This window comes from Nocardioides sp. BGA-UO-ETr-FS32 (assembly GCF_059567905.1).
The window spans coordinates 118669-137829 of the sequence record NZ_JCAQOX010000015.1; the positions used below are offsets into that span (position 1 = coordinate 118669).

The following is a 19161-nucleotide window of genomic DNA, read 5'->3' on the forward strand; positions in this document are numbered from 1 at the left end:
GCCGTGAGTGCCCGTGGCGGGTGCCGTGACCATCGAGACATCCCAAGGAGGCAGCGTGGGCGAGCGCGTGGCGATGATCAGCCTGCACACCTCACCCCTCGACCAGCCCGGCACGGGTGACGCGGGTGGGATGAACGTCTACGTCATCGAGCTCTCCCGACGCCTCGCCGCGCAGGGCATCGCGGTGGACGTGTTCACCCGGGCCACGTCCTCGAGCCTGCCGCAGGTGGTCGAGGCCGCCGACGGCGTGCTGGTGCGCCACGTCGCGGCCGGCCCGTTCGAGGGGCTCGCCAAGGGTGAGCTCCCCGGGCAGCTCTGCACCTTCGCGCGGGAGGTGCTGCGCACCGAGGCGATGCAGCCCCTCGGCCACTACGACGCCGTCCACTCCCACTACTGGCTCTCCGGGCAGGTCGGGGCGCTGGCCCGCGACCGCTGGAACGTGCCGCTCGTGCACTCGATGCACACGATGGCCAAGGTCAAGAACGAGGCGCTGGCCGAGGGCGACACCCCCGAGCCCCTCTCCCGGGTCATCGGCGAGGAGCAGGTCGTCGAGGCCGCCGACTTCCTCGTGGCCAACACCGACACCGAGGCGCGCCAGCTCGTCGACCTCTACGGCGCCAGCCCCGACGCGGTGGAGGTCATCCACCCCGGCGTCGACCTCTCCGTCTTCGCCCCGCGCGGCAGGGCCGAGGCCCGCCGGGAGCTCGGCCTGCCCGAGGACGCTGCGGTCCTGCTCTTCGCCGGCCGGATCCAGCCGCTCAAGGCGCCCGACGTGCTGCTGCGCGCCGTCGGGGTGCTCCTCGAGCAGGACCCGACGCTGCGCCACCGGCTCGTCGTGCCGGTCGTCGGCGGACCGTCCGGGTCGGGCCTCGAGCACCCCACCGCGCTCGCCGACCTCGCCGCCGACCTCGGCATCGCCGACGTGGTCCGGTTCGTCCCGCCGGTCACCCAGACCGAGCTGGCCGTGTGGACGTCGGCCGCGACCGCCGTCGCCGTGCCGTCCTACAACGAGAGCTTCGGCCTCGTCGCCGTCGAGGCGCAGGCGACCGGCACCCCCGTCGTCGCCGCGGCCGTCGGCGGGCTGACGACGGTCGTGCGCGACGGCGTGAGCGGACTGCTGGTCGACACCCACGACCCCCGCGACTGGGCCGCCACGCTGCGCCGCCTGGTCGACGACCCGGCCCTCGTCGAGCGGCTCGGGCGCGGTGCGGTCGCCCACGCGCAGGACTTCTCCTGGGAGCGCACCGCCGCGCGCACCCTGGAGGCGTACGAACGCGCCGGCAGCCGCATGCATGCTGTGATGGCGTCATGACCTCCACGGCCGTCGAGACCGTCCGCACCTACCTCGCCGACAACCGGATCGAGCACGACGAGACGGCCCGCGAGGGCGTGGAGGGGGCCAGCTTCTCGCTGACCCTGCCGGGGGAGAAGAAGCTCCAGACGCCCGTACGCCTCGACGTCGGCGCGCACGCGCTCGCCGTCCACGCGTTCGTGTGCCGCAACCCCGACGAGAACCACGCGCGGGTGCACCGGTGGCTGCTCGAGCGCAACCTGCGGATGTACGCCGTCTCGTTCGCAGTCGACCGCCACGGCGACATCTACCTCGAGGCGCGGCTGCCGCTCGCGTCGGTCGAGCACGACGAGCTCGACCGGATCCTCGGCTCCGTGCTGGCCAACGCCGACGAGTCCTTCAACGCGATCCTCGAGCTCGGCTTCGCCTCCTCCATCCGCAAGGAGTGGGAGTGGCGCATCTCGCGGGGCGAGTCCACCCGCAACCTCGAGGCCTTCCGGGGCTGGCTCGAGGCGGGGTCCGACCCGGAGCCGCCCGCCTAGCTCGCGGTCCGCGGCCGTCGCCGCGTCATCAGCACGCCCACGATCGCGAGCGCCCCGCCGACGAAGGTCAGGGACGGCGGCACCTCGTCGATGGTCAGCCACGCGACGAGGGTCGCGATCAGGGGCACGAGGAACGTCGTGAGCGACAGCGCGCCCGCGTCGGTGTGGGTCAGTGCGTAGGCCCACGTCGTGAAGGCGACCGCGGTGGGGAAGACGCCGAGGTAGACGATCCACCACAGCTCGGCGCCACCGTCGGCGACGATCGCCGGGAGGTCGCCGGAGAACGGCAGGCAGGTCACTGCGCCCATCAGGAACGACACGAGGACGACCTGGACCGACGGGATGCGGCGCAGCAGCACCTTCTGGGTCAGCACCCCCACGGCGTACATCGCGGCGGCGACGAGGACGAGCAGCACGCCCACCAGGCTCGCGTCGGCGGAGGTCGAGGAGCCGCGCGCGATCACCGCGACCCCGGCGAAGCCGACGACCATGCCGCCCAGCAGCCACGCGTGCAGCCGCTCGCCGAAGAGCGGCACCGCGAGCAGCGCCACGATCACGGGACCGATCTGGATGATCATCGCCGCGGTGCCGGCGTCGACGTGCCGCTCACCGGCGTTGAGGGCGAGGTTGTAGATGCCGAACCAGCCAATGCCGCCGATGGTCAGCAGCGTCCACTCGCGCCGGGTGGGGCGCACCCAGCCCCGGCGCAGGACCAGTGGCAGCACGACCAGGGCCGCCACCAGCAGGCGGCCGGATCCGAGGGCGCCCGGGCTGACGTCGTGGGCGACGTGGCGGATCACCACGAACGCCGAGGCCCACATGACCAGGGTGACCGCTCCGGCCGCGACGGGCAGCCAGGGCGCGGGAGCAGTGGTCCCGGTGCTCCCGGTGGTGGTTCCGGCGGGCGGTGGCGTGGTCTGGCTGGCGGCGGTCACGAGTCAAGGCTAGGTACGGTCATGACGAGCCGCCAGCGCATTTCGGACGCCGTACGCCGACATCCCGCCGGTGGTTGCCACAGGGACTCACAGATCCAACTTGTAGCCGAGCCCACGGACCGTGACGAGGTACTTCGGCTCGCTCGGGTCGGGCTCGAGCTTGGCGCGCAGCCGCTTGACGTGGACGTCGAGGGTCTTGGTGTCACCGACGTAGTCGGAGCCCCACACGCGGTCGATGAGCTGGCCGCGGGTGAGCACCCGGCCGGGGTTGCGCAGGAACATCTCGAGGAGCTCGAACTCCTTGAGCGGCAGCCGCTGCTCCGTGCCGTCGACGGTCACGACGTGGCGCTCGACGTCCATCCGGACCGGGCCGGCCTCGAGGGTGTCGGGGGCGAGGTCCGGCTCGTGGCCTCGCCGCAGGACGGCACGGATCCGGGCGACCAGCTCGCGCGGGGAGTAGGGCTTGGTGACGTAGTCGTCGGCACCGAGCTCGAGGCCCACGACCTTGTCGACCTCGTCGTCCTTGGCGCTGACCATGATGACCGGGACCGAGGAGGTCTGCCGGATCTGCCGGCACACCTCCGTGCCCGGCACGCCGGGCAGCATCAGGTCCAGGAGGACGATGTCGGGGCCGAAGCGGTCGAACTCGGTGAGGGCGGTGTTGCCGTCGGCGGCGATCGCCACCTCGTACCCCTCCTTGCGGAGCATGTAGGCGAGGGCGTCGCTGTAGCTCTCTTCGTCCTCGACGACGAGTACGCGGGTCATGTCGATGTCTCCTGCTGTGCTCTGCGGGGTGTGGGTGCGGTGCCGCTCGCGGGCCGCTCGGGTGCGACGACCTCGACCGGGGTGGTCGTCTGTCCCGAGCCCGGTCCGGGCTCGGCGTGGTGGGGGAGGGTGAGGGTGAAGGTGGAGCCCTGCCCCTGCACCGACCAGACCGAGATGTCGCCGCCGTGCGTCGCCGCGACGTGCTTGACGATGGACAGGCCCAGGCCGGTGCCGCCCGTGGAGCGGTGCCGCGCGGGGTCGACCCGGTAGAACCGCTCGAAGATGCGGTCGATGTCCTCGGCGGGGATCCCGATGCCCTGGTCGACCACGGAGATCTGCACCTTCGCGCCCTCGGCACGGGAGGTGACGACGACCCGGGAGCCCTCGTTGGAGTAGGCGACGGCGTTGGCGACGAGGTTGCTGATCGCCGCCCCGATCTGCTCCTGGGAGCCGAAGACCTCCAGGCCCGGCTCGCCGCGCGAGTCGACGGTGATGTTCTTGGCCGCCGCCTCCATGGCACTGGTGTCCACCGCGGTCGCGACCGCGGTGTCGATGTCGACCATCACCGGGGTCTCGAGCGGGTCGTTGCCCTGGAGCCGGGAGAGCTCGATGATCTGCTGCACGAGCTTGGAGAGCCGGTCGCTCTCGGTGATCATCCGGCCGGCGAAGCGCTGCACGGCCTCGGGGTCGTCGGCGGCGTCGGTGACGGCCTCGGCGAGCAACCGGATGGCGCCGACCGGGGTCTTGAGCTCGTGGCTGACGTTGGCGACGAAGTCGCGCCGCACCGCCTCGACGCGCCGCTCGCGGGTCCGGTCCTCGACGAGGGCCAGCACCAGCCGTGCGCCGAGCGGTGCCACGCGCGCGGTGAGCGTACGGGTGAAGCCGCCGTCGGGCGCCGGAAGGTCGATGTCGCGCTCGCGGATCTGGCCGTCGCGCCGCACTTGGGCGATGAGGTCGACCAGCTCCGGCACCAGCACCGTGTCGCCGCGCACCAGGCCGAAGGCGTACGCCGGCGCGGAGGCCTTGCGCACGTGGTCGGACTCGTCGACGACGACCGCGCTGGAGCGCAGGATGCTGAGCACCGCGGCGACACCCGCCTGCACGACGGGCTCCTCGACCTCCGGAAGCGTGTGGCGCTGGCGGTCGCTGATGTGCCACGCGAGCACCGCGCCTCCAGCGACGACGGCCCCGATGACCGCCGCGAGGGCGGCCTGCATCGTCGGATCCACGCTCACCATCGTACGCATCGCGCGACGCCGCTCGGCGCCGATGGACACCCCGAGGAGCGCCCGGCACGCACTGTTCACCCGTCGTTCATCGGGCACGTGCATCTGTTCGCTTCGGCTGCCTAGAGTGCGCGGCATGCGTGAGGCTTTCCATGACCAGCTCGACGGCATCTTCTCCGACCTCTCCGAGATCTGCGGACAGGTCGAGGTCGCCGTACGCGAGGCCACCAAGGCGTTGATGACCGGTGACGTCCACACCGCCGAGCAGGTGATCGGCAACGACAAGGCGATCGACGCGGCCCGCGAGCGGGTCGACGACACCGCGTTCGCGCTGCTGTCGCTCCAGCAGCCGGTCGCCGGCGACCTGCGCATCATCGTCTCGGCGCTGCGGATGGTCAGTGAGCTCGAGCGGATGGGCGACCTCTCGGTCCACGTCGCCAAGATCGCCCGCCTGCGGGTGCCGTCGGTCGCCGTCCCCGAGGAGCTCCGTCCGACGATGGAGAAGATGGCCGCGACCGCCGAGGACATGGTCCGTCGCGTGCGCAGCATCATCATCGACCGCGACGTCGAGGCGGCCATCGAGCTCGGTCGCGACGACGAGGTGATGGACCAGCTGCGCCGCAAGAGCTTCACCGAGCTGCTCTCCACCGACTGGCACCACGGCGTCGAGGCCGCGGTCGACATCGCCCTGCTCGGCCGTTACTACGAGCGGATCGCCGACCACGCCGTGTCGGTCGCGAACCGGGTCGTCTTCGTCGTCACGGGCGACATGCCGGCGCGCGACTGAGCCTCGGCTGGTGCCCGGGCGCGGGTCATGACCTCGCCCCGTGGACTGACAGCTGACACCGTGCAGGCAGTTCGGCTGCTGTCGGGTGTGGCTGAGCGTGCCCGACAGGGATCCAGCCTCGAACTGCCTGCACGGTGCCTGTGGACAGAGCGAGGGCCGCGTGGTCCCGGGGCCGACATCACTAGTCCGCGCACACCTCCTGGTAGGGCAGGTCTCCGAAGGTGTCCTGCCACTCCTCGCGGGTGAGCTCGCGACCGGCTGCGCGACAGGCGAACTCGATGGCGCGCTCGGGGCTGGGGTCCCAGACGTAGACCGCTGGCTCCGCGTTGTGGGCCTGGGCCAGGAGGAGCGTGCCGTCGGGCCTGAACCCGGCGAACGCGTGTCCCGGCGTCGGGACTTTGACCCGCGCCACCTGGGTGGCTGTCTCGGTGTCCCAGAGCACGACGGATCCGTCCTCGGAGCCGGTCGTCAGGCGGGAGCCGTCCGGGGAGAAGGCGACCCCGGAGATGTTGCCCGTGTGGGCCACCGCGAACGGGCGTACCGGCTCGCCCTTCACCAGGTCGAGGATGAGGACCTCCCCACCTTCGATCCCGAAGAGCACGGCGCGATCGCCTCTGGGTGACATGAGTCCCGCGTTGCCGATGAAGGGTCCGAATTCGCCCTCGTGCGTCACGACACCTCGTTGCAGGTCGAGCAAGGCCCATCGGTTCGCCCAGGACATCCAGAATTGGCCACCAGGTCTCTCCGAGGTCACGACGAACGCGGTGCGGTTGTCAGGTCCGAGTCCCAACGAGATGACCGCTCCGCCGGCCTTGACCGGGCTCGCCAGCGGCTCGAGGGTGTCGGCGTCGAGCAGGGTGACATCGCCGTTGAGCTGCCCGACCACTGCGGCCGTGCCATCTCGGGAGTAGGCCACATCCGCGACCAGGCCGGACATCTGGCGAGTCTGCACGAGTTGAGCCGAACGGGCGTCGAACTCGCGGATGGTGCTTCCGTCGGCACGCAGGAAGGTGGGCTGGTCGGCGCGCCAGCTTCCGACGCCGAAGTGGGAACCCTCGATGGCGTGCCGCGCGATGCGAACCTTTCGCCGGGCGACGTCGAGGAAGACGTACGAGTTCTCCAGGCGGGGCGCCACTTCCTCGCAGAGGACGTACATGACGCGGGACCCGTCGGGTGCCACGCTCGACCCACAGTTCCTGGCGGCCTGCTCGGGCCATGGGAGTCCGGTCACGGGGATGCGTCGCAGGAAGCCGCGCTCGCCGGTCGCGTCCCAACGACGGAGGAGGTCGATGGCCTTGTGCGCCTCGGCGCTCACGATCGTGCGGCCGGCGGCGTCGAGGTCGACAGCCCCCGCGGCTCGACCGGTGAGAGCGAGGTCCGCCAGTTTGCGGCCGGTCGCCACCTCCCAGACCTGGGCGGGTCTGCCGAACGCGGTGGTGAGGAGTCGGCTGGAGTCGGCGCTGAAACGCACGTCTTCTATGGATAGTTCGCTCAACCGGCGCACCTCTTGCAGTGACCGGGTGTCGACCACTGCAGCGCCCTGGTTCGGACCAGCCCCGAAGGCCAGCCACCTCCCGTCGGGGCTCACCTCGATGCGGGAGTTCCAGTCGGGCCCAGGAGGGAAGAATGTCGTCCGTTCGCCCGTACTCAGGTCCAGGACCGCTCGATCGGGCAGAGCATAGAGCCGGCGCCCATCCGGACTCAGTGCGACGAACGGTTTCTGGTCATCCGCCAATCGCGCCAACGTCGGCTTGTTCGGGCGGGCCAGCCGCCAGACGGCCGCCCAGGTGGACGCGACCTCGAGGGTGTCCTCACCCTCCTTGAGCCTCTGCAGTCCCGTGGCCAGGAAGCGACCGTCGTGGCTGTAGGCGATGCTGACGGCTTGCCAGCGCCCCCTGGGCAGCCCCTCCAGCCGTGTGCTCGACTCGGCGAGACTCGGCACGTCGAGCAGTGAGACCGGCCGGGGCGACAGTGCGGTCATGCCCACGGCGAGCATCTTCGCGTCGGGGCTGAACCCGATGGACCGAGGGTAGGGATCCTCCCTCGTGGCGCCGGCCTCATCATCGGCCAGCAGCGCACCGGTCCGGGCATCGAGCAGTTGAACCCGGTGGAGACCGTCGATGATGGCTACGGTGCGGTCGTCGAAGCTGAGGTCCAGCGCCATGTGGTCCTCGCCGTTGAATACGGCGGAGGAGACGAGGGCGGGGCTACGGGAGAGTGCGTTGCCGAGGGCCGCCGCCGACTCAGGTGAGCTGTCGAGCCTCGACGCCGCCACCGCGAGCAAAAGCGAGAGGTCGATGTCGTCCGTAGCCTCGGAGCGCAGGGCTGCCTGCCGGACCAGGGTCGTGAACGCGCTCTGCTCCGCCGTCTGCCGCGACGACACCGCCTGCGCCTCGTTGTCGCCCGCCCGCTTCGACTGCACGGCCGCGACCCCTCCGGCGGCGAGCGCCAGCACGAGGAGCACGACGGCTCCGGTCAGGACGCCGCGCAGGCGCCGAATCAGTCGCGCCTGGGCCCGAGCCTGCTCCTCCGCGCTGCGTTCCTCCAGCTCGGCCTGCTCCTGCGACGCGACCAGGAACGCGCGTTCGGTGTCGGTCAGGGGGGTTATCGACCCTGCCTGCCAGTCCCGGATCCGCGCCAGCCGGACGCCGCGGTAGAGCTCGCTGTCGGGACGGCCCATGGAGTCCCAGGCGTCGGCGGCGGTGGACAAGTGGTGCAGCATCCGCTGGCCCTCGACGTCGTCGTCCAGCCAGCCCCGCAGGCGCGGCCAGGCCCGGGCGAGCGCCTCGTGGGTGATCTCGAGGACACCGTCGTCGCTGGTGACGAGGCGGGCCGCGACGAGCTGCTCGATGAGCCGATCGCGGTCGGTGTCGGTGGCCACCATCCGACGGGGCACGCGGCTGCGCACCGGCTCACCCTGCGGTCCGGGCGCGACGAGCCGCAGGACCAGGTCCCGCAGCGTGTGCCGCTGGTCGACCGCGACCTTCGAGTAGAGGGTTTCCGCGGACTGGGCGACGGCGCCGTGGATGCCTCCCGATGCCCGGTAGCCGGCCACGGTGAGGGTGTTGCCCTCCCTCCGCCGCCACGTCTCGAGCAGCACGTGCGAGAGCAGCGGCAGTGCCCCGGGATCGTCCTTGACCTCGCGCACCAGCAGATCGACGAGCCCGGCCTCGATCACGAGTCCGGACTGGCGGGCCGGGGCCTCGATCGCCTGGGCGAGCCCTTCCTCGCCGAGACCGCCAACCAGGTAGAGGCCGCGCTCGACGAGCCGCACGAAGTCGGCGTACGCCGCGAGGTCGGCGAGGTGGTCGGCGCGCAGCGCGATGGCGATGGTGCGCGTCTGCGCCTCCTCCACGAGCAGCCGGAGGAACTCCTGGCGCTGTGCCACGTCCTCACACAGGGAGAAGATCTCCTCGAACTGGTCCACCAGCAGGGTGGCGCCGGCAGGAGCGCCCGCCAGCGCGGTGAGGGCCTCGAGCGGCCGAGACCCCGGAGTGATCGCGAGGGTCGACCTGCCCCGGGCGCGCAGCGCCGCGCCGAGGCCGGCGCGCATGAGGGAGGACTTGCCGGAGCCCGACGGGCCCACGAGCGCCAGCAGGGGCGTACGCCGCAGCACCTCCAGGCAGGCCTCGATGTCGCCCTGCCGCCCGAAGAACCGGTCGGCGTCGTCGATGTCGAAGGCATGGAGCCCTTGATAGGGGCACGCGCTGCTGGCGGCCACCACCGGGCCGCCGGAGAGCAGGGACGGGTCCTGGCGCAGGATCGCCTGCTCGAGCGCCGCGACGTCCGGACCGGGGTCGACGCCCAGTCTCGTGGCGAGGACCGTCTTCAACTGGTGCAACGTCCGGAGGGCCTCGCCCTGCTGGCCCGCCTGGTACTGCGCACGGGCCTGCAGCACCCAGCGGCGTTCGCGGAGCGGAGCCGCCCGCACCAGCGCCTGGATCTCGGCGAGCACCTCGGGGTACCTGCCGGCGCGCAGGAGGGCGTCCACCCGGAGCTCCTCGGCCTCGAGCCGGAGCTCGCCGAGCCGTCGCGCCTCGCGCATGGCGGGCGGCCACTCCTCGAGGTCGGCGAAGGCGTCGCCGTTCCACAACGACAGGGCCTCCGTCAGCTGGTACGCCGCGCGATCGGCCTGCGCGAGCGTGAGCAGCTCGCGGCCTCGCACCACCAGCCGCTCGAAGCGGCGCGAGTCGAGCTGGTCGGTGGGGAGGGCGAGCACGTAGCTGTGGGCCGAGGTCTCGATGGCATCGGGGCCCAGCGCCTTGCGGAGCCGGACGACGCACCCCTGGAGGATCTTGTGCGCCGACGCGGGCGGGTGCTCACCCCAGAGCACGTCGATGAGCTCCTCGGTGCGCACCGGGTGACCGGCGCGCACGGCCAGGGCCGCCAGGACCGCTCGGTCCCGGGGACTCAGGCTGGGGGCACCCGCCACGAGAAGGGGGCCGAGGACTGCGATACCCACTTCGCCAGAGTCCGCCTGCCGGGGATCGCGGTCAATGCCGCCGATACCCGGTCGATACCAGTGCGGTACCGGTCCGGAGCGGGTTCGATACCGGGCGGTGCCAGAACAGGGGAGTCCGGGACAGCCGGTCCCGCTTCCCAAGGAGCACCTGATGAACAGCTACTCACTCACCTCGGACTCGCGTCGCTGGTGGTGGCCGTCGGCCGCCGCAGGCACAGCAGGGGCTGCGGCCATCGCCGCGATCCTGGTCCTGCCGGCCGCGGTCCAGGCGGTGCCGGAGCCGGTCGCACCGGCCGAGCCCGCCCAGTCCGTCCTCGTCGGCGAGGTCCGCGACCGCCAGTGCTTCCTGCTGCAGCCGCGGTGGAACACCGGCCTCGACGGATTCCAGCCCCGGTGCGGGGGCACCGTCACGCAGCCCGCGAGCGGCGCCGTACGCCGGACCGGTCTCGCCTACGGGCCCTGACGGAAGCTCAGCGACCCTGGTTGGCGACGGCTGCGGCAGCGGCCGCCGCCGCCTCGGGGTCGAGGTACTCGCCGCCGGCGACCGTGGGACGCAGGTCCTCGTCGAGGCGGTAGACCAGCGGCATGCCCGTGGGGATGTTGAGCCCGGCGATGTCCTCGTCGGAGATGCCGTCGAGGTGCTTGACCAGCGCGCGGAGGCTGTTGCCGTGGGCGGCCACCAGCACGGTCTTCCCGGACTGGAGGTCGGGCACGATCTCGCCCTCCCAGTAGGGGAGGAACCGCGCGATGACGTCCTTGAGGCACTCGGTGCGCGGCATCTCCTCGCCGAGGTCGGCGTAGCGCGGGTCGCCGGCCTGCGACCACTCGTCGTCGTCCTCGATGGGCGGCGGCGGGGTGTCGAACGAGCGGCGCCAGAGCATGAACTGCTCCTCGCCGTACTCCTCGAGCGTCTGCTTCTTGTCCTTGCCCTGGAGGGCGCCGTAGTGGCGCTCGTTGAGGCGCCACGACCGCTTGACCGGGATCCAGTGGCGGTCGGCGGCGTCGAGCGACAGGCACGCGGTCGTGATCGCGCGACGCTGCAGCGAGGTGTGCACGACGTCGGGGAGCAGCCCGGCCTCGCGGATCAGCTCGCCGCCGCGCACGGCCTCGCGCACGCCCTTCTCGGTCAGGGCGACGTCGACCCAGCCGGTGAAGAGGTTCTTGGCGTTCCACTCGCTCTCGCCGTGGCGGAGCAGGACCAGGGTGTACGTCATGAGGCGTCCATGCCTTCCCAGTAGCCGGTGTCGTCGGCGACGACCGGGACGTTGAGCTGCACGCGCTCGCCGTTGCCGAAGTCGAAGGACAGCGGGACCACGTCGCCCGCGGTGAACTCGCCCGTCAGGATGATCCCGGCGGGCGGCTCGGCGAGGTTGACCAGGCCGCCGGCCGGGACCGTGACGGGCTCGAACTCGGCGACCTCGACCATCGTGCCCTCGGCGCCGGCGATGCCGGTGAAGCTCTGCTCGTCGGAGCGGTCGTTGTTGGACAGGGAGGCGATGAACGTGCCCGATCCCTCGGCGGCCGAGACGACCACCGCGGAGAGCACGTCCACCTCGCCCTCGCGGGTGTTGGCGCCGCTGCCCGGGGTGTAGTCGCGCTCGGTGGCGTAGTCGAAGCCACAGGAGGTCAGTGGTGCGGCGAGCGCGATGACCGCGGCGGCGGTCGCGAGGGGTCGAAGTCGCATGGGCGACAGCCTAGCGTCGGCTCAGGTCAGCCCGACCGTCCGCCCTGCGATCAAGATGGCGGCGACGACGAGCGCGGTGAGCACGCCCGCCAGCAGGAGCAGGCGCGGGGTGCCCGTCCGCAGCGCGACGAGCATGGGGAGCGACCGCTCGCCCTCCTCGTGGTCGTCCACGAGGCCCGGCAGCGCGACCAGCACGTGCACGCAGAGCCCGAGGACCGCGGCGAGGGCGACCATGACCACGGTCGGTGGCGTGGTTGTCCCGACGCCGCCCCACCCGCCGTACGCCAGGAACGCCGGGTATAGCGCGAAGCTCGCCATCCACGGGACGAACGACAGCGGCCGGGCGTGGAGCAGTCGGTCGCCGACCGCGGAGACCGCGAGGAGGGCGAGGTACGTCGCCCCCGCCCGCCGGCCGTGGGCCACCGCGAGCGGCACGACCAGCAGGACCGCGCAGGTGAGCGCGAACCACACGGTGCCCGGGTCGAGCCGGGCACCGGCCAGCGGCTTGTCCGGGCGGCGCCGGGTGTCACGCGGGCGGTCGGTCAGGTCGTCGGCCCAGCCGAGGACGCACTGGCCGACCAGCACGGTGGCGGCGACGAGCCCGACCTCGCGCAGCGGCCTGCCGGCCACGGCAGCCGCCGCGGCCAGCGTGGTCGCGGTCGCCAGCGCCTGGCGCGGGTGCGCCGACCGGACGAGGAGCAGCGACGGCGTCGTCGGCAGGGCCCGGGGCATGGGCCGAAGTATGGCCCGACGGAGTGCCCGCAGCCCGGTCCGACACGGGTGCGCACCACATGCACCCGGGATATGTCAAGCCCGCATAGGGCCTCTGACCTGCACAAACGCGTCGGGAGCCGGTTCGAACCCGTGTTAGAATGTTCACCTAGGAAGGGGAACTGAACATATGACTTTCACCGTCGGCGAAACGGTCGTCTATCCCAATCACGGGGCCGCAGTCATCGAGGACATCGAGATGCGGCAGATCAAGGGAGAGGACCGCCAGTACCTCGTCCTCAGGATTGTCGCCCAGCAGGACCTGGTCGTGCGAGTGCCGGCCTGCAACCTCGACCTCGTCGGCGTCCGTGACGTCGTCGACAAGGAGGGCCTCGACCGCGTCTTCGACGTGCTGCGCGCGGCCCACGTGGAGGAGCCGACCAACTGGTCGCGCCGCTACAAGGCCAACCTGGAGAAGCTGCACTCCGGTGACGTGATGAAGGTGTCGGAGGTCGTGCGCGACCTGTGGCGCCGCGAGCGTGACCGCGGCCTCTCGGCCGGCGAGAAGCGGATGCTGGCCAAGGCACGCCAGATCCTGGTCTCCGAGCTCGCCCTGGCGGAGAAGACCAACGAGGACAAGGCCGAGGCCATGCTCGACGAGGTGCTCGCCTCCTGAGCGTGGACGACGCCGACCGAGGCCCCTGGGACGACGTTCCCCGGGGCCTCGGTCTCGTTCTGGACGAGGACCGGGGCGCGCTGCCCTACACCCTGGTCCACGGGGAGGCGCTCGTCGCCTGCGCCGCCTGGGCGCTGGGCGAGGCCGGGGTCCACCTCGTCGACGCCAGCGTGCCGTGGTCCGGGCTCGTGGAGTCCGGGGAGGACCTCGTCCTGCACGACGCGCTGTGCCCGATGGCCCCGCCGGCCTTCCTCGCCGCCTGCCTCGAGCGGGCGCGGGAGACCGGCCGCCCGGTGGTCGGCACCCGTCCGGTGACCGACACCGTCAAGGTCGTGGCCGACGGTGTCGTGGGGGAGACCCTCGACCGCGACGGCCTGCTCGCGATCGCCTCCCCCCTGGTCCTGCCCGCCGCGGTCCTGGCGTCGCTCGCGCAGCGTCCGTCCGCCGACCTGGCGCGGGCCGTGGGCGACCTGGCCGCGGCGGGTCATCACGTCGAGACCGTCGAAGCACCCCCGGAGGGCCGGCGGGTGGCCACCGACGAGGACGTACGCCTCCTCGAGGCCCTCACGCGTCCGCTGCGCTGAGCGGGCTGAGCTCCTCCGCGAGCGCCACGTCCTCGGGGAAGGTGACCTTGAGGTTGAGGGAGCTGCCGGGGACGGCGGTGACGACGACGTCGCCGTACGCCGCCACGCAGGCGGACGTGTCGGTGCCCTCGAACCCCTCCCGCGCCGCCGCCCGGTAGGCAGCGAGCAGGTCACCGGCGCGGAAGGCTTGCGGCGTCTGGACGCCGCCCGTGGATGCGGCGACCGGTGCGAGGTCGTCGTGCACGAGCTGGGTCACCGGGACCATCGGCACGGCCCCACCTGACTCACGGGCCGCCTCGACGACGGCCCGCCACAGCGGCAGGCCCGCCAGCGGACGAGCTCCGTCGTGGACGACGACGACCTCCACCTCGCCCGACTCGACGTCGGCGGCGAGGACCTGCAGCGCCGCCCACTCCGAGGCGTGCCGCGTCGCGCCGCCGTCGACCACGAGCACCTCGCGGTCGCCGAGGTGGGGGGCGACGGCCTCGCCGACGGCGGCCCGGTCCTCGGGCCGCACCACCAGCAGGACGCGGCGTACGCCGGGCAGGGCGAGCGCGTCGCGCAGCGACCACACCAGGACGGGAACCCCGCGCAGCGGCAGCAGCACCTTGTTCACCTCGGCGCCGACCCGGCTCCCCGAGCCCGCGGCCAGGATCACCACGGCAGTGGCGGGCGGGGTCGCCGTCACCGCGTGACCAGCGCGGTGGCGATCGCCGCCACGCCCTCGCCCCGACCGGTGAGGCCCAGGCCGTCCGTCGTCGTGGCCGAGAGGCTCACCGGTGCGCCGACCGCGGCCGACAGGGCCGCCGTGGCCTCGTCGCGCCTCGGCCCGAGCCGCGGGACGTTGCCGATGACCTGCACCGCGACGTTGCCGATCTCCCAGCCGGCGGCACGTACGCGACGCGCGGTCTCCGCAAGGAGGGTGGCGCCGGAGGCGCCCGCCCACTCAGGCTCCGCAGTGCCGAAGTGGCTGCCGAGGTCGCCGAGGCCGGCCGCCGAGAACAGTGCGTCGCAGGCGGCATGGGCTGCGACGTCGGCGTCGGAGTGGCCCTCGAGACCGGCCGGTTCGTCCGGCCACGCGAGGCCGGCGAGGTGCATCGGCACGCCCGGGACGAGACGGTGCACGTCGGTGCCGATCCCGACGCTCGGAGTGGGGAAGGGTGAGGTCACGTCGGCATCATGCCCGACGCCCGTCACAATGGGAGCGTGACCACTCGCCGTCCGCCCTGGGTGCTGGCCGGAGTCCTCGCCGGACTCGCCGGCCTGGCCACCAGCTATGCCACGGCGATGGTGCTGACCATCCGCGAGTCGCCCGTCGTGGCGGTGGCCGAGCTGGTCATCAGGCTGACCCCGGGACCGGTGGTCGAGAGCGCCATCTCCGTCCTGGGGCTCTTCGACAAGCCGTTCCTCGTCGGAGTCATCCTGCTCCTCCTGCTGGCCCTCTTCGCGGTCGCCGGGATGCTGGCCCGCCGCAGCTGGTGGGCGCCGCTCCTGGTGTGGTTCCCGCTCGCCGGGGTGGGCCTGGTCGCGGTGCTGGTCCAGCGCGGCGCCGGTCCGGTCGACGTCCTGCCCGTGGCCGTCGGGCTGGTCACCTGGGTGACGCTCCACTCGGCCCTCACCGACGCGCTGCACCGCGGCCTGGGCCGGCCCGACCTGGAGTCCCACGAGCGGCGGGTTTTCCTCGTCGTGGCCGGGGTCGTGTCGGTCGCAGCGGTCGGGATCGCCGTGGCCGGCCGGCTCGTGGGGTCGGGACGCCGCCACGTCGAGGTGAGCCGCCGCCTGCTCCGGATCCCCGGCGTGACGAGGCGCCAGCCCCCGGCCGACACCTCCGTCGGTCTCGACGGGATCGCGCCGTGGCAGACGCCCAACGAGGACTTCTACCTGATCGACACGACCATCGCGAAGCCGACCATCGAGCCGGAGGAGTGGTCGTTGCGCATCCACGGGCTGGTCGAGCGCGAGCTGACCCTCAGCTACTCCGACCTGGTCCGACGCCAGATGACCCAGTCGTGGATCACCCTCAACTGCGTGAGCAACGAGGTCGGCGGTGGCCTGGTCGGCAACGCCCGCTGGAGCGGCGTACGGATCGCGGACCTCCTCGCCGACCTCGGCGTCTCCGACGAGGCCGACTGCGTCCTGCAGACCTCGCACGACGGCTGGACCTGCGCCACCCCGCTCGCCGCCCTCACCGACGACCGCGACGCGATGCTCGCCGTCGCGATGAACGGCTGGCCGCTGCCGATCGAGCACGGCTTCCCGGTGCGCACGATCGTTCCCGGCCTCTACGGCTACGTGTCGGCCACCAAGTGGGTCGTGGACCTGCAGGTCAGCACGTTCGCGGAGTCCACCGGCTACTGGACGACGCGCGGGTGGTCGGCCGAGGGACCGGTCAAGGTCGCCTCACGCATCGACGTCCCGCGCGGCGGCGACGAGGTGGCGGCCGGACCGGTGTCCTTCGGTGGCGTGGCGTGGCACCAGCACACGGGTATCGAGTCGGTCGAGGTGCAGGTCGACGGGGGCGAGTGGACGGCCGCCGAGCTCGGCGGGGTGCCGTCGGTGGACACATGGGTCCAGTGGGCGGTGACCCTCGACGTGGCGGAGGGCGACCACGAGGTCCGCGTGCGGGCCACCGGCAAGGACGGCGAGACCCAGACGAGCGTCGTACGGGCTCCCGACCCCGACGGCGCGACCGGCTGGCACGCCATCGAGTTCAGCGCGGTGTGATCGGCTGGGCCGTGATGGGGGAGCGGCGGCCTGCTCAGGGCGAGCCGGGACTCCCCGCTGTCAGCTGTTGCGGATGACGTACGCCGTGCCGCCGGAGGCGGAGATCCACAGCCGCTCGAACTGGGCGCGGTCGTAGACGCGGCGCACCTCGGCGTTGGTGGCGCCGGCCGGGTCGTTGACGACGACGTCGCCGTCGGCCTCGAAGCCGACGACGACCAGCAGGTGGCCGTCGCTCGCCGAGATCGGCGCACCGGTGAGCTCGTTGCGGCCGAACGCGATCGAGACGATGAGCGGCACCCCGGCGGCGATGTGGTCCTCGGCCTCGCGCAGGTCGCGCATCCGGGTGACGTAGGCGTCGCCGGCGACCAGGGTGGCGGCGTACGCGGTGTTGAACGCCCAGTTGCCGGTGCCGCGGTAGCCGTGGTCGTAGACCATCTTGGCGGTGTGGTCGACCACGGCGTCAGCGTGGCCCGCCGTGATGCCGCGGGGGGTCGGGGAGATGCCGTAGTAGGCGAGCACCATGGCCGTCGAGGTGGGTGAGCACCACGCCTCGCCGCCGCCGCCCCACTTCGGGTAGTGGCCGCTGTGGACCATCTGGGAGTAGGTCGGCACCGCGAGCACGGTGCCGGCTGCGGGCCCCGGCTTCGACGGAGGTCGGGCAGCGGTCGCGTCGGCCGAGGCCACGGCGCCGACGCGCTCCAGGCTCACGGCGAGGCTGGAGCCGCGGGGCCGCAGCAGCGTCACCCGAACCTGCCAGGACGTGACCGAGCCCGCGGCGAGCCAGGTGTCCGCGCTGACCCGGCCGAGGTCGTCGGTCTGCCCGGAGTAGGTCCGGCGGGAGACGGGGCGGTTGGTGAGGTTCCAGTCGGCGACGGTGTCCCACGTGCCGGTGAGGCCGCTCGCGTCGCGTGCCCTGACCTCGACCCGGACCAGGCTCTTGCCGGGCGTCGTGGCCTCCCAGCTCGGGACGAGCGCGGTCGCGCCGAAGCCCGGGGTGGCCCACGGGGAGGTCCAGGTGCCGGCTTCGTACGCCTTCCCCGCGACCGTGCGCGGCTTCGCCTTGCGCAGCGCCACCTGGCCGCGACCCATCTTGAGGCCCTTGCGCGTGCCGGCCTTGAGCTCGGCATAGCTGCTCCAGGAGGTCAGCTGCACCTGCGGGGTGGCCCGCTTGCGCGCCTCCGCCTGGGTCGCGGCACCCGCTGGGGGCACCAGCGCCGTTGCGAGGAGGAGGGGAAGGGCGAGGGTGGCGGCACGTCGGAGCACCGGTCGACGATAACCCGAGAAGTCCCACACGTCTCAGGAGTCACAGCCTCGGTCCCGCGGCCGGGTCCGTGGAAGCCAGCCGATCGGCCCTCCACCCCTAGACTTGCCCGGTGACTCTGAGGCTCCACGACACCGCGACGCGCGAGACCCGCGACTTCGTCCCCCTGGTCCCCGGCCGGGCGGGGATCTACGTGTGTGGTCTCACCGTGCAGTCCGAGCCGCACGTCGGCCACGTGCGCTCGGCGGTCAACTTCGACGTGCTGCGGCGCTGGCTCTCCGCGACCGGCTACGACGTCGACTTCATCCGCAACGTCACCGACATCGACGACAAGATCCTCGCCAAGTCGGCCGAGCAGGGCGTCCACTGGTACGCCCTCGCCGCCGCGATGAAGCGCGAGCTCGACGCGGCCCTCGCGGCCATCAACGTGCAGCCGCCGACCTACGAGCCGGGCGCGACCGGCCACGTCCCGGAGATCGTCGAGCTCATCGAGCAGCTCATCGCGCGCGGCCACGCCTACGCCGCCGAGGACGGCAGCGGCGACGTCTACTTCGACGTGCGCAGCTGGCCGGCGTACGGCGAGCTCACCCGCCAGAAGGTCGAGGACATGGAGCCCGCCGGCGACGCGGACCCGCGAGGCAAGCGCGATCCGCGCGACTTCGCCCTGTGGAAGGGGTGGAAGAAGGACTCCGAGCCGCAGACCGCGTCGTGGCCCTCCCCGTGGGGCCCCGGTCGTCCGGGCTGGCACATCGAGTGCTCGGCGATGGCCGGCAAGTACCTCGGCCCCGCCTTCGACGTCCACGGTGGCGGCGTCGACCTGCGCTTCCCGCACCACGAGAACGAGCAGGCCCAGTCGCGCGCGGCCGGGCGGCCGTTCGCGTCCTACTGGCTGCACAACGCCTGGATCACCACCGCCGGCGAGAAGATGAGCAAGTCGCTCGGCAACTCGCTGCTCATCCCGTCCGTGCTCGAGCGGGTGCGCGGGATCGAGCTGCGCTACTACATGGTCGCGGCGCACTACCGCTCCCACGTGGAGTTCAGCTTCGAGGCGCTCGACGAGGCGGCCAAGGCGTTCCGACGGATCGAGGACTTCCTCGACCGGGCCGCACCGGTCGTCGGCACCTGGTTCGCGGCGCTGCCCGACGCGTTCGTCGCGGCGATGGACGACGACCTCGGGACCCCGGCGGCGGTCGCGGTCATCCACGACTCGGTCCGTGAGGGCAACCGGCTGCTGGCCGACGGGCCGTCCGACGCGCTGAGCCAGAAGTTCGGCGAGGTCATCGCGATGCTCGACGTCCTCGGACTCAACCCCGCCGACCCCGCGTGGGCCGAGCGCGGGTCGGACGACCGGCTGACCGAGGTCGTCGACGCCCTGGTCAAGGGACTGCTCGAGGAGAGGACGGCGGCGCGCGAGGCCAAGGACTGGGCCCGCGCCGACGCCATCCGCGACCGGATCAAGGCGGCCGGCGTCGAGGTGGAGGACACCCCGACCGGCCCGAAGTGGAGCGTGTGA

Annotated in this window: 18 protein-coding genes; 8 read left to right on the top strand and 10 right to left on the bottom strand. The window is 72.4% G+C overall.

Features of this window, described 5'->3' with window-relative positions; all coding sequences use genetic code 11:
* Positions 1–55: 55 nt before the first annotated feature.
* Together mshA and AC57BS_RS14095 are read left to right on the top strand one after the other, a co-directional pair.
* Positions 56–1312 (top strand): D-inositol-3-phosphate glycosyltransferase, encoded by a 1257-nt coding sequence (mshA, locus tag AC57BS_RS14090; protein ID WP_496412077.1) that lies wholly within the window; start codon positions 56–58, stop codon positions 1310–1312.
* Entirely contained in the window at positions 1309–1833 is a 525-nt protein-coding gene (locus tag AC57BS_RS14095) for a type III secretion system chaperone family protein (RefSeq protein ID WP_496412078.1), read from the top strand. The genes mshA and AC57BS_RS14095 overlap by 4 nt, the downstream gene beginning before the upstream one ends.
* On the opposite strand, the gene AC57BS_RS14100 is transcribed toward AC57BS_RS14095, so the two are convergent.
* The 3 genes from AC57BS_RS14100 to AC57BS_RS14110 form a co-directional block, all read right to left on the bottom strand.
* Positions 1830–2768, bottom strand: coding sequence for a DMT family transporter (locus AC57BS_RS14100; protein WP_496412079.1), 939 nt, complete (start codon positions 2766–2768; stop codon positions 1830–1832). The genes AC57BS_RS14095 and AC57BS_RS14100 overlap by 4 nt on opposite strands.
* Positions 2769–2855: 87 nt before the next feature.
* Positions 2856–3533, bottom strand: a complete 678-nt coding sequence (locus AC57BS_RS14105) for a response regulator (protein ID WP_496412080.1) — start codon at positions 3531–3533, stop codon at positions 2856–2858.
* Entirely contained in the window at positions 3530–4840 is a 1311-nt protein-coding gene (locus AC57BS_RS14110; RefSeq protein ID WP_496412081.1) for a sensor histidine kinase, read from the bottom strand. The genes AC57BS_RS14105 and AC57BS_RS14110 overlap by 4 nt, the downstream gene beginning before the upstream one ends.
* Before the next feature lie 55 nt (positions 4841–4895).
* Here AC57BS_RS14110 and phoU point away from each other — a divergent pair, with 55 nt between their 5' ends.
* Positions 4896–5546, top strand: coding sequence for a phosphate signaling complex protein PhoU (gene phoU / locus AC57BS_RS14115; protein ID WP_496412082.1), 651 nt, complete (start codon positions 4896–4898; stop codon positions 5544–5546).
* Between the two features lie 181 nt (positions 5547–5727).
* On the opposite strand, the gene AC57BS_RS14120 is transcribed toward phoU, so the two are convergent.
* Complete coding sequence (locus tag AC57BS_RS14120; protein WP_496412083.1) at positions 5728–10008, bottom strand: nSTAND1 domain-containing NTPase; 4281 nt, start codon at positions 10006–10008, stop codon at positions 5728–5730.
* A 151-nt stretch (positions 10009–10159) separates the two neighbouring features.
* Between AC57BS_RS14120 and AC57BS_RS14125 the strand changes: the two genes are divergently transcribed.
* Positions 10160–10471, top strand: a complete 312-nt coding sequence (locus tag AC57BS_RS14125) for a hypothetical protein (protein WP_496412084.1) — start codon at positions 10160–10162, stop codon at positions 10469–10471.
* Positions 10472–10478: 7 nt separating this feature from the next.
* On the opposite strand, the gene AC57BS_RS14130 is transcribed toward AC57BS_RS14125, so the two are convergent.
* Genes AC57BS_RS14130 through AC57BS_RS14140 form a run of 3 tightly spaced genes read right to left on the bottom strand, consistent with a single transcriptional unit; the run spans position 10479 to position 12424 of the window.
* Positions 10479–11222 (bottom strand): phosphoglyceromutase, encoded by a 744-nt coding sequence (locus AC57BS_RS14130; protein WP_496412085.1) that lies wholly within the window; start codon positions 11220–11222, stop codon positions 10479–10481.
* Complete coding sequence (locus AC57BS_RS14135) at positions 11219–11692, bottom strand: copper chaperone PCu(A)C (RefSeq protein WP_496412086.1); 474 nt, start codon at positions 11690–11692, stop codon at positions 11219–11221. Before AC57BS_RS14135 ends, AC57BS_RS14130 begins: the two co-directional genes overlap by 4 nt.
* A 21-nt stretch (positions 11693–11713) precedes the next feature.
* Positions 11714–12424 carry a UbiA family prenyltransferase gene (locus tag AC57BS_RS14140; protein WP_496412087.1) on the bottom strand — a complete coding sequence of 237 codons (711 nt, stop codon included), beginning with the start codon at positions 12422–12424 and terminating at the stop codon, positions 11714–11716.
* 169 nt (positions 12425–12593) lie between these two features.
* On the opposite strand from AC57BS_RS14140, the gene AC57BS_RS14145 reads away from it, so the two are divergent.
* Together AC57BS_RS14145 and AC57BS_RS14150 are read left to right on the top strand one after the other, a co-directional pair.
* Positions 12594–13079 (top strand): CarD family transcriptional regulator, encoded by a 486-nt coding sequence (locus tag AC57BS_RS14145; protein WP_496412088.1) that lies wholly within the window; start codon positions 12594–12596, stop codon positions 13077–13079.
* Positions 13080–13081: 2 nt separating this feature from the next.
* Entirely contained in the window at positions 13082–13663 is a 582-nt protein-coding gene (locus AC57BS_RS14150; RefSeq protein WP_496412089.1) for a 2-C-methyl-D-erythritol 4-phosphate cytidylyltransferase, read from the top strand.
* Here AC57BS_RS14150 and AC57BS_RS14155 read toward each other — a convergent pair.
* Together AC57BS_RS14155 and ispF are read right to left on the bottom strand one after the other, a co-directional pair.
* The gene (locus AC57BS_RS14155) at positions 13644–14351 is read right to left on the bottom strand and encodes an IspD/TarI family cytidylyltransferase (RefSeq protein WP_496412090.1); all 708 of its coding nucleotides are present in this window, start codon (positions 14349–14351) and stop codon (positions 13644–13646) included. The two genes, AC57BS_RS14150 and AC57BS_RS14155, sit on opposite strands and share 20 nt — an antisense overlap.
* Positions 14348–14833, bottom strand: a complete 486-nt coding sequence (gene ispF, locus AC57BS_RS14160) for a 2-C-methyl-D-erythritol 2,4-cyclodiphosphate synthase (protein ID WP_129453283.1) — start codon at positions 14831–14833, stop codon at positions 14348–14350. Before ispF ends, AC57BS_RS14155 begins: the two co-directional genes overlap by 4 nt.
* Positions 14834–14869: 36 nt before the next feature.
* On the opposite strand from ispF, the gene AC57BS_RS14165 reads away from it, so the two are divergent.
* A complete protein-coding gene (locus AC57BS_RS14165; RefSeq protein WP_496412091.1) occupies positions 14870–16387 on the top strand; it encodes a molybdopterin-dependent oxidoreductase in 1518 nt (505 codons plus the stop codon).
* 60 nt (positions 16388–16447) lie between these two features.
* Here AC57BS_RS14165 and AC57BS_RS14170 read toward each other — a convergent pair whose 3' ends face one another.
* Complete coding sequence (locus tag AC57BS_RS14170; RefSeq protein ID WP_496412092.1) at positions 16448–17650, bottom strand: C39 family peptidase; 1203 nt, start codon at positions 17648–17650, stop codon at positions 16448–16450.
* 110 nt (positions 17651–17760) lie between these two features.
* Between AC57BS_RS14170 and cysS the strand changes: the two genes are divergently transcribed.
* A complete protein-coding gene (gene cysS / locus AC57BS_RS14175) occupies positions 17761–19161 on the top strand; it encodes a cysteine--tRNA ligase (protein ID WP_496412093.1) in 1401 nt (466 codons plus the stop codon).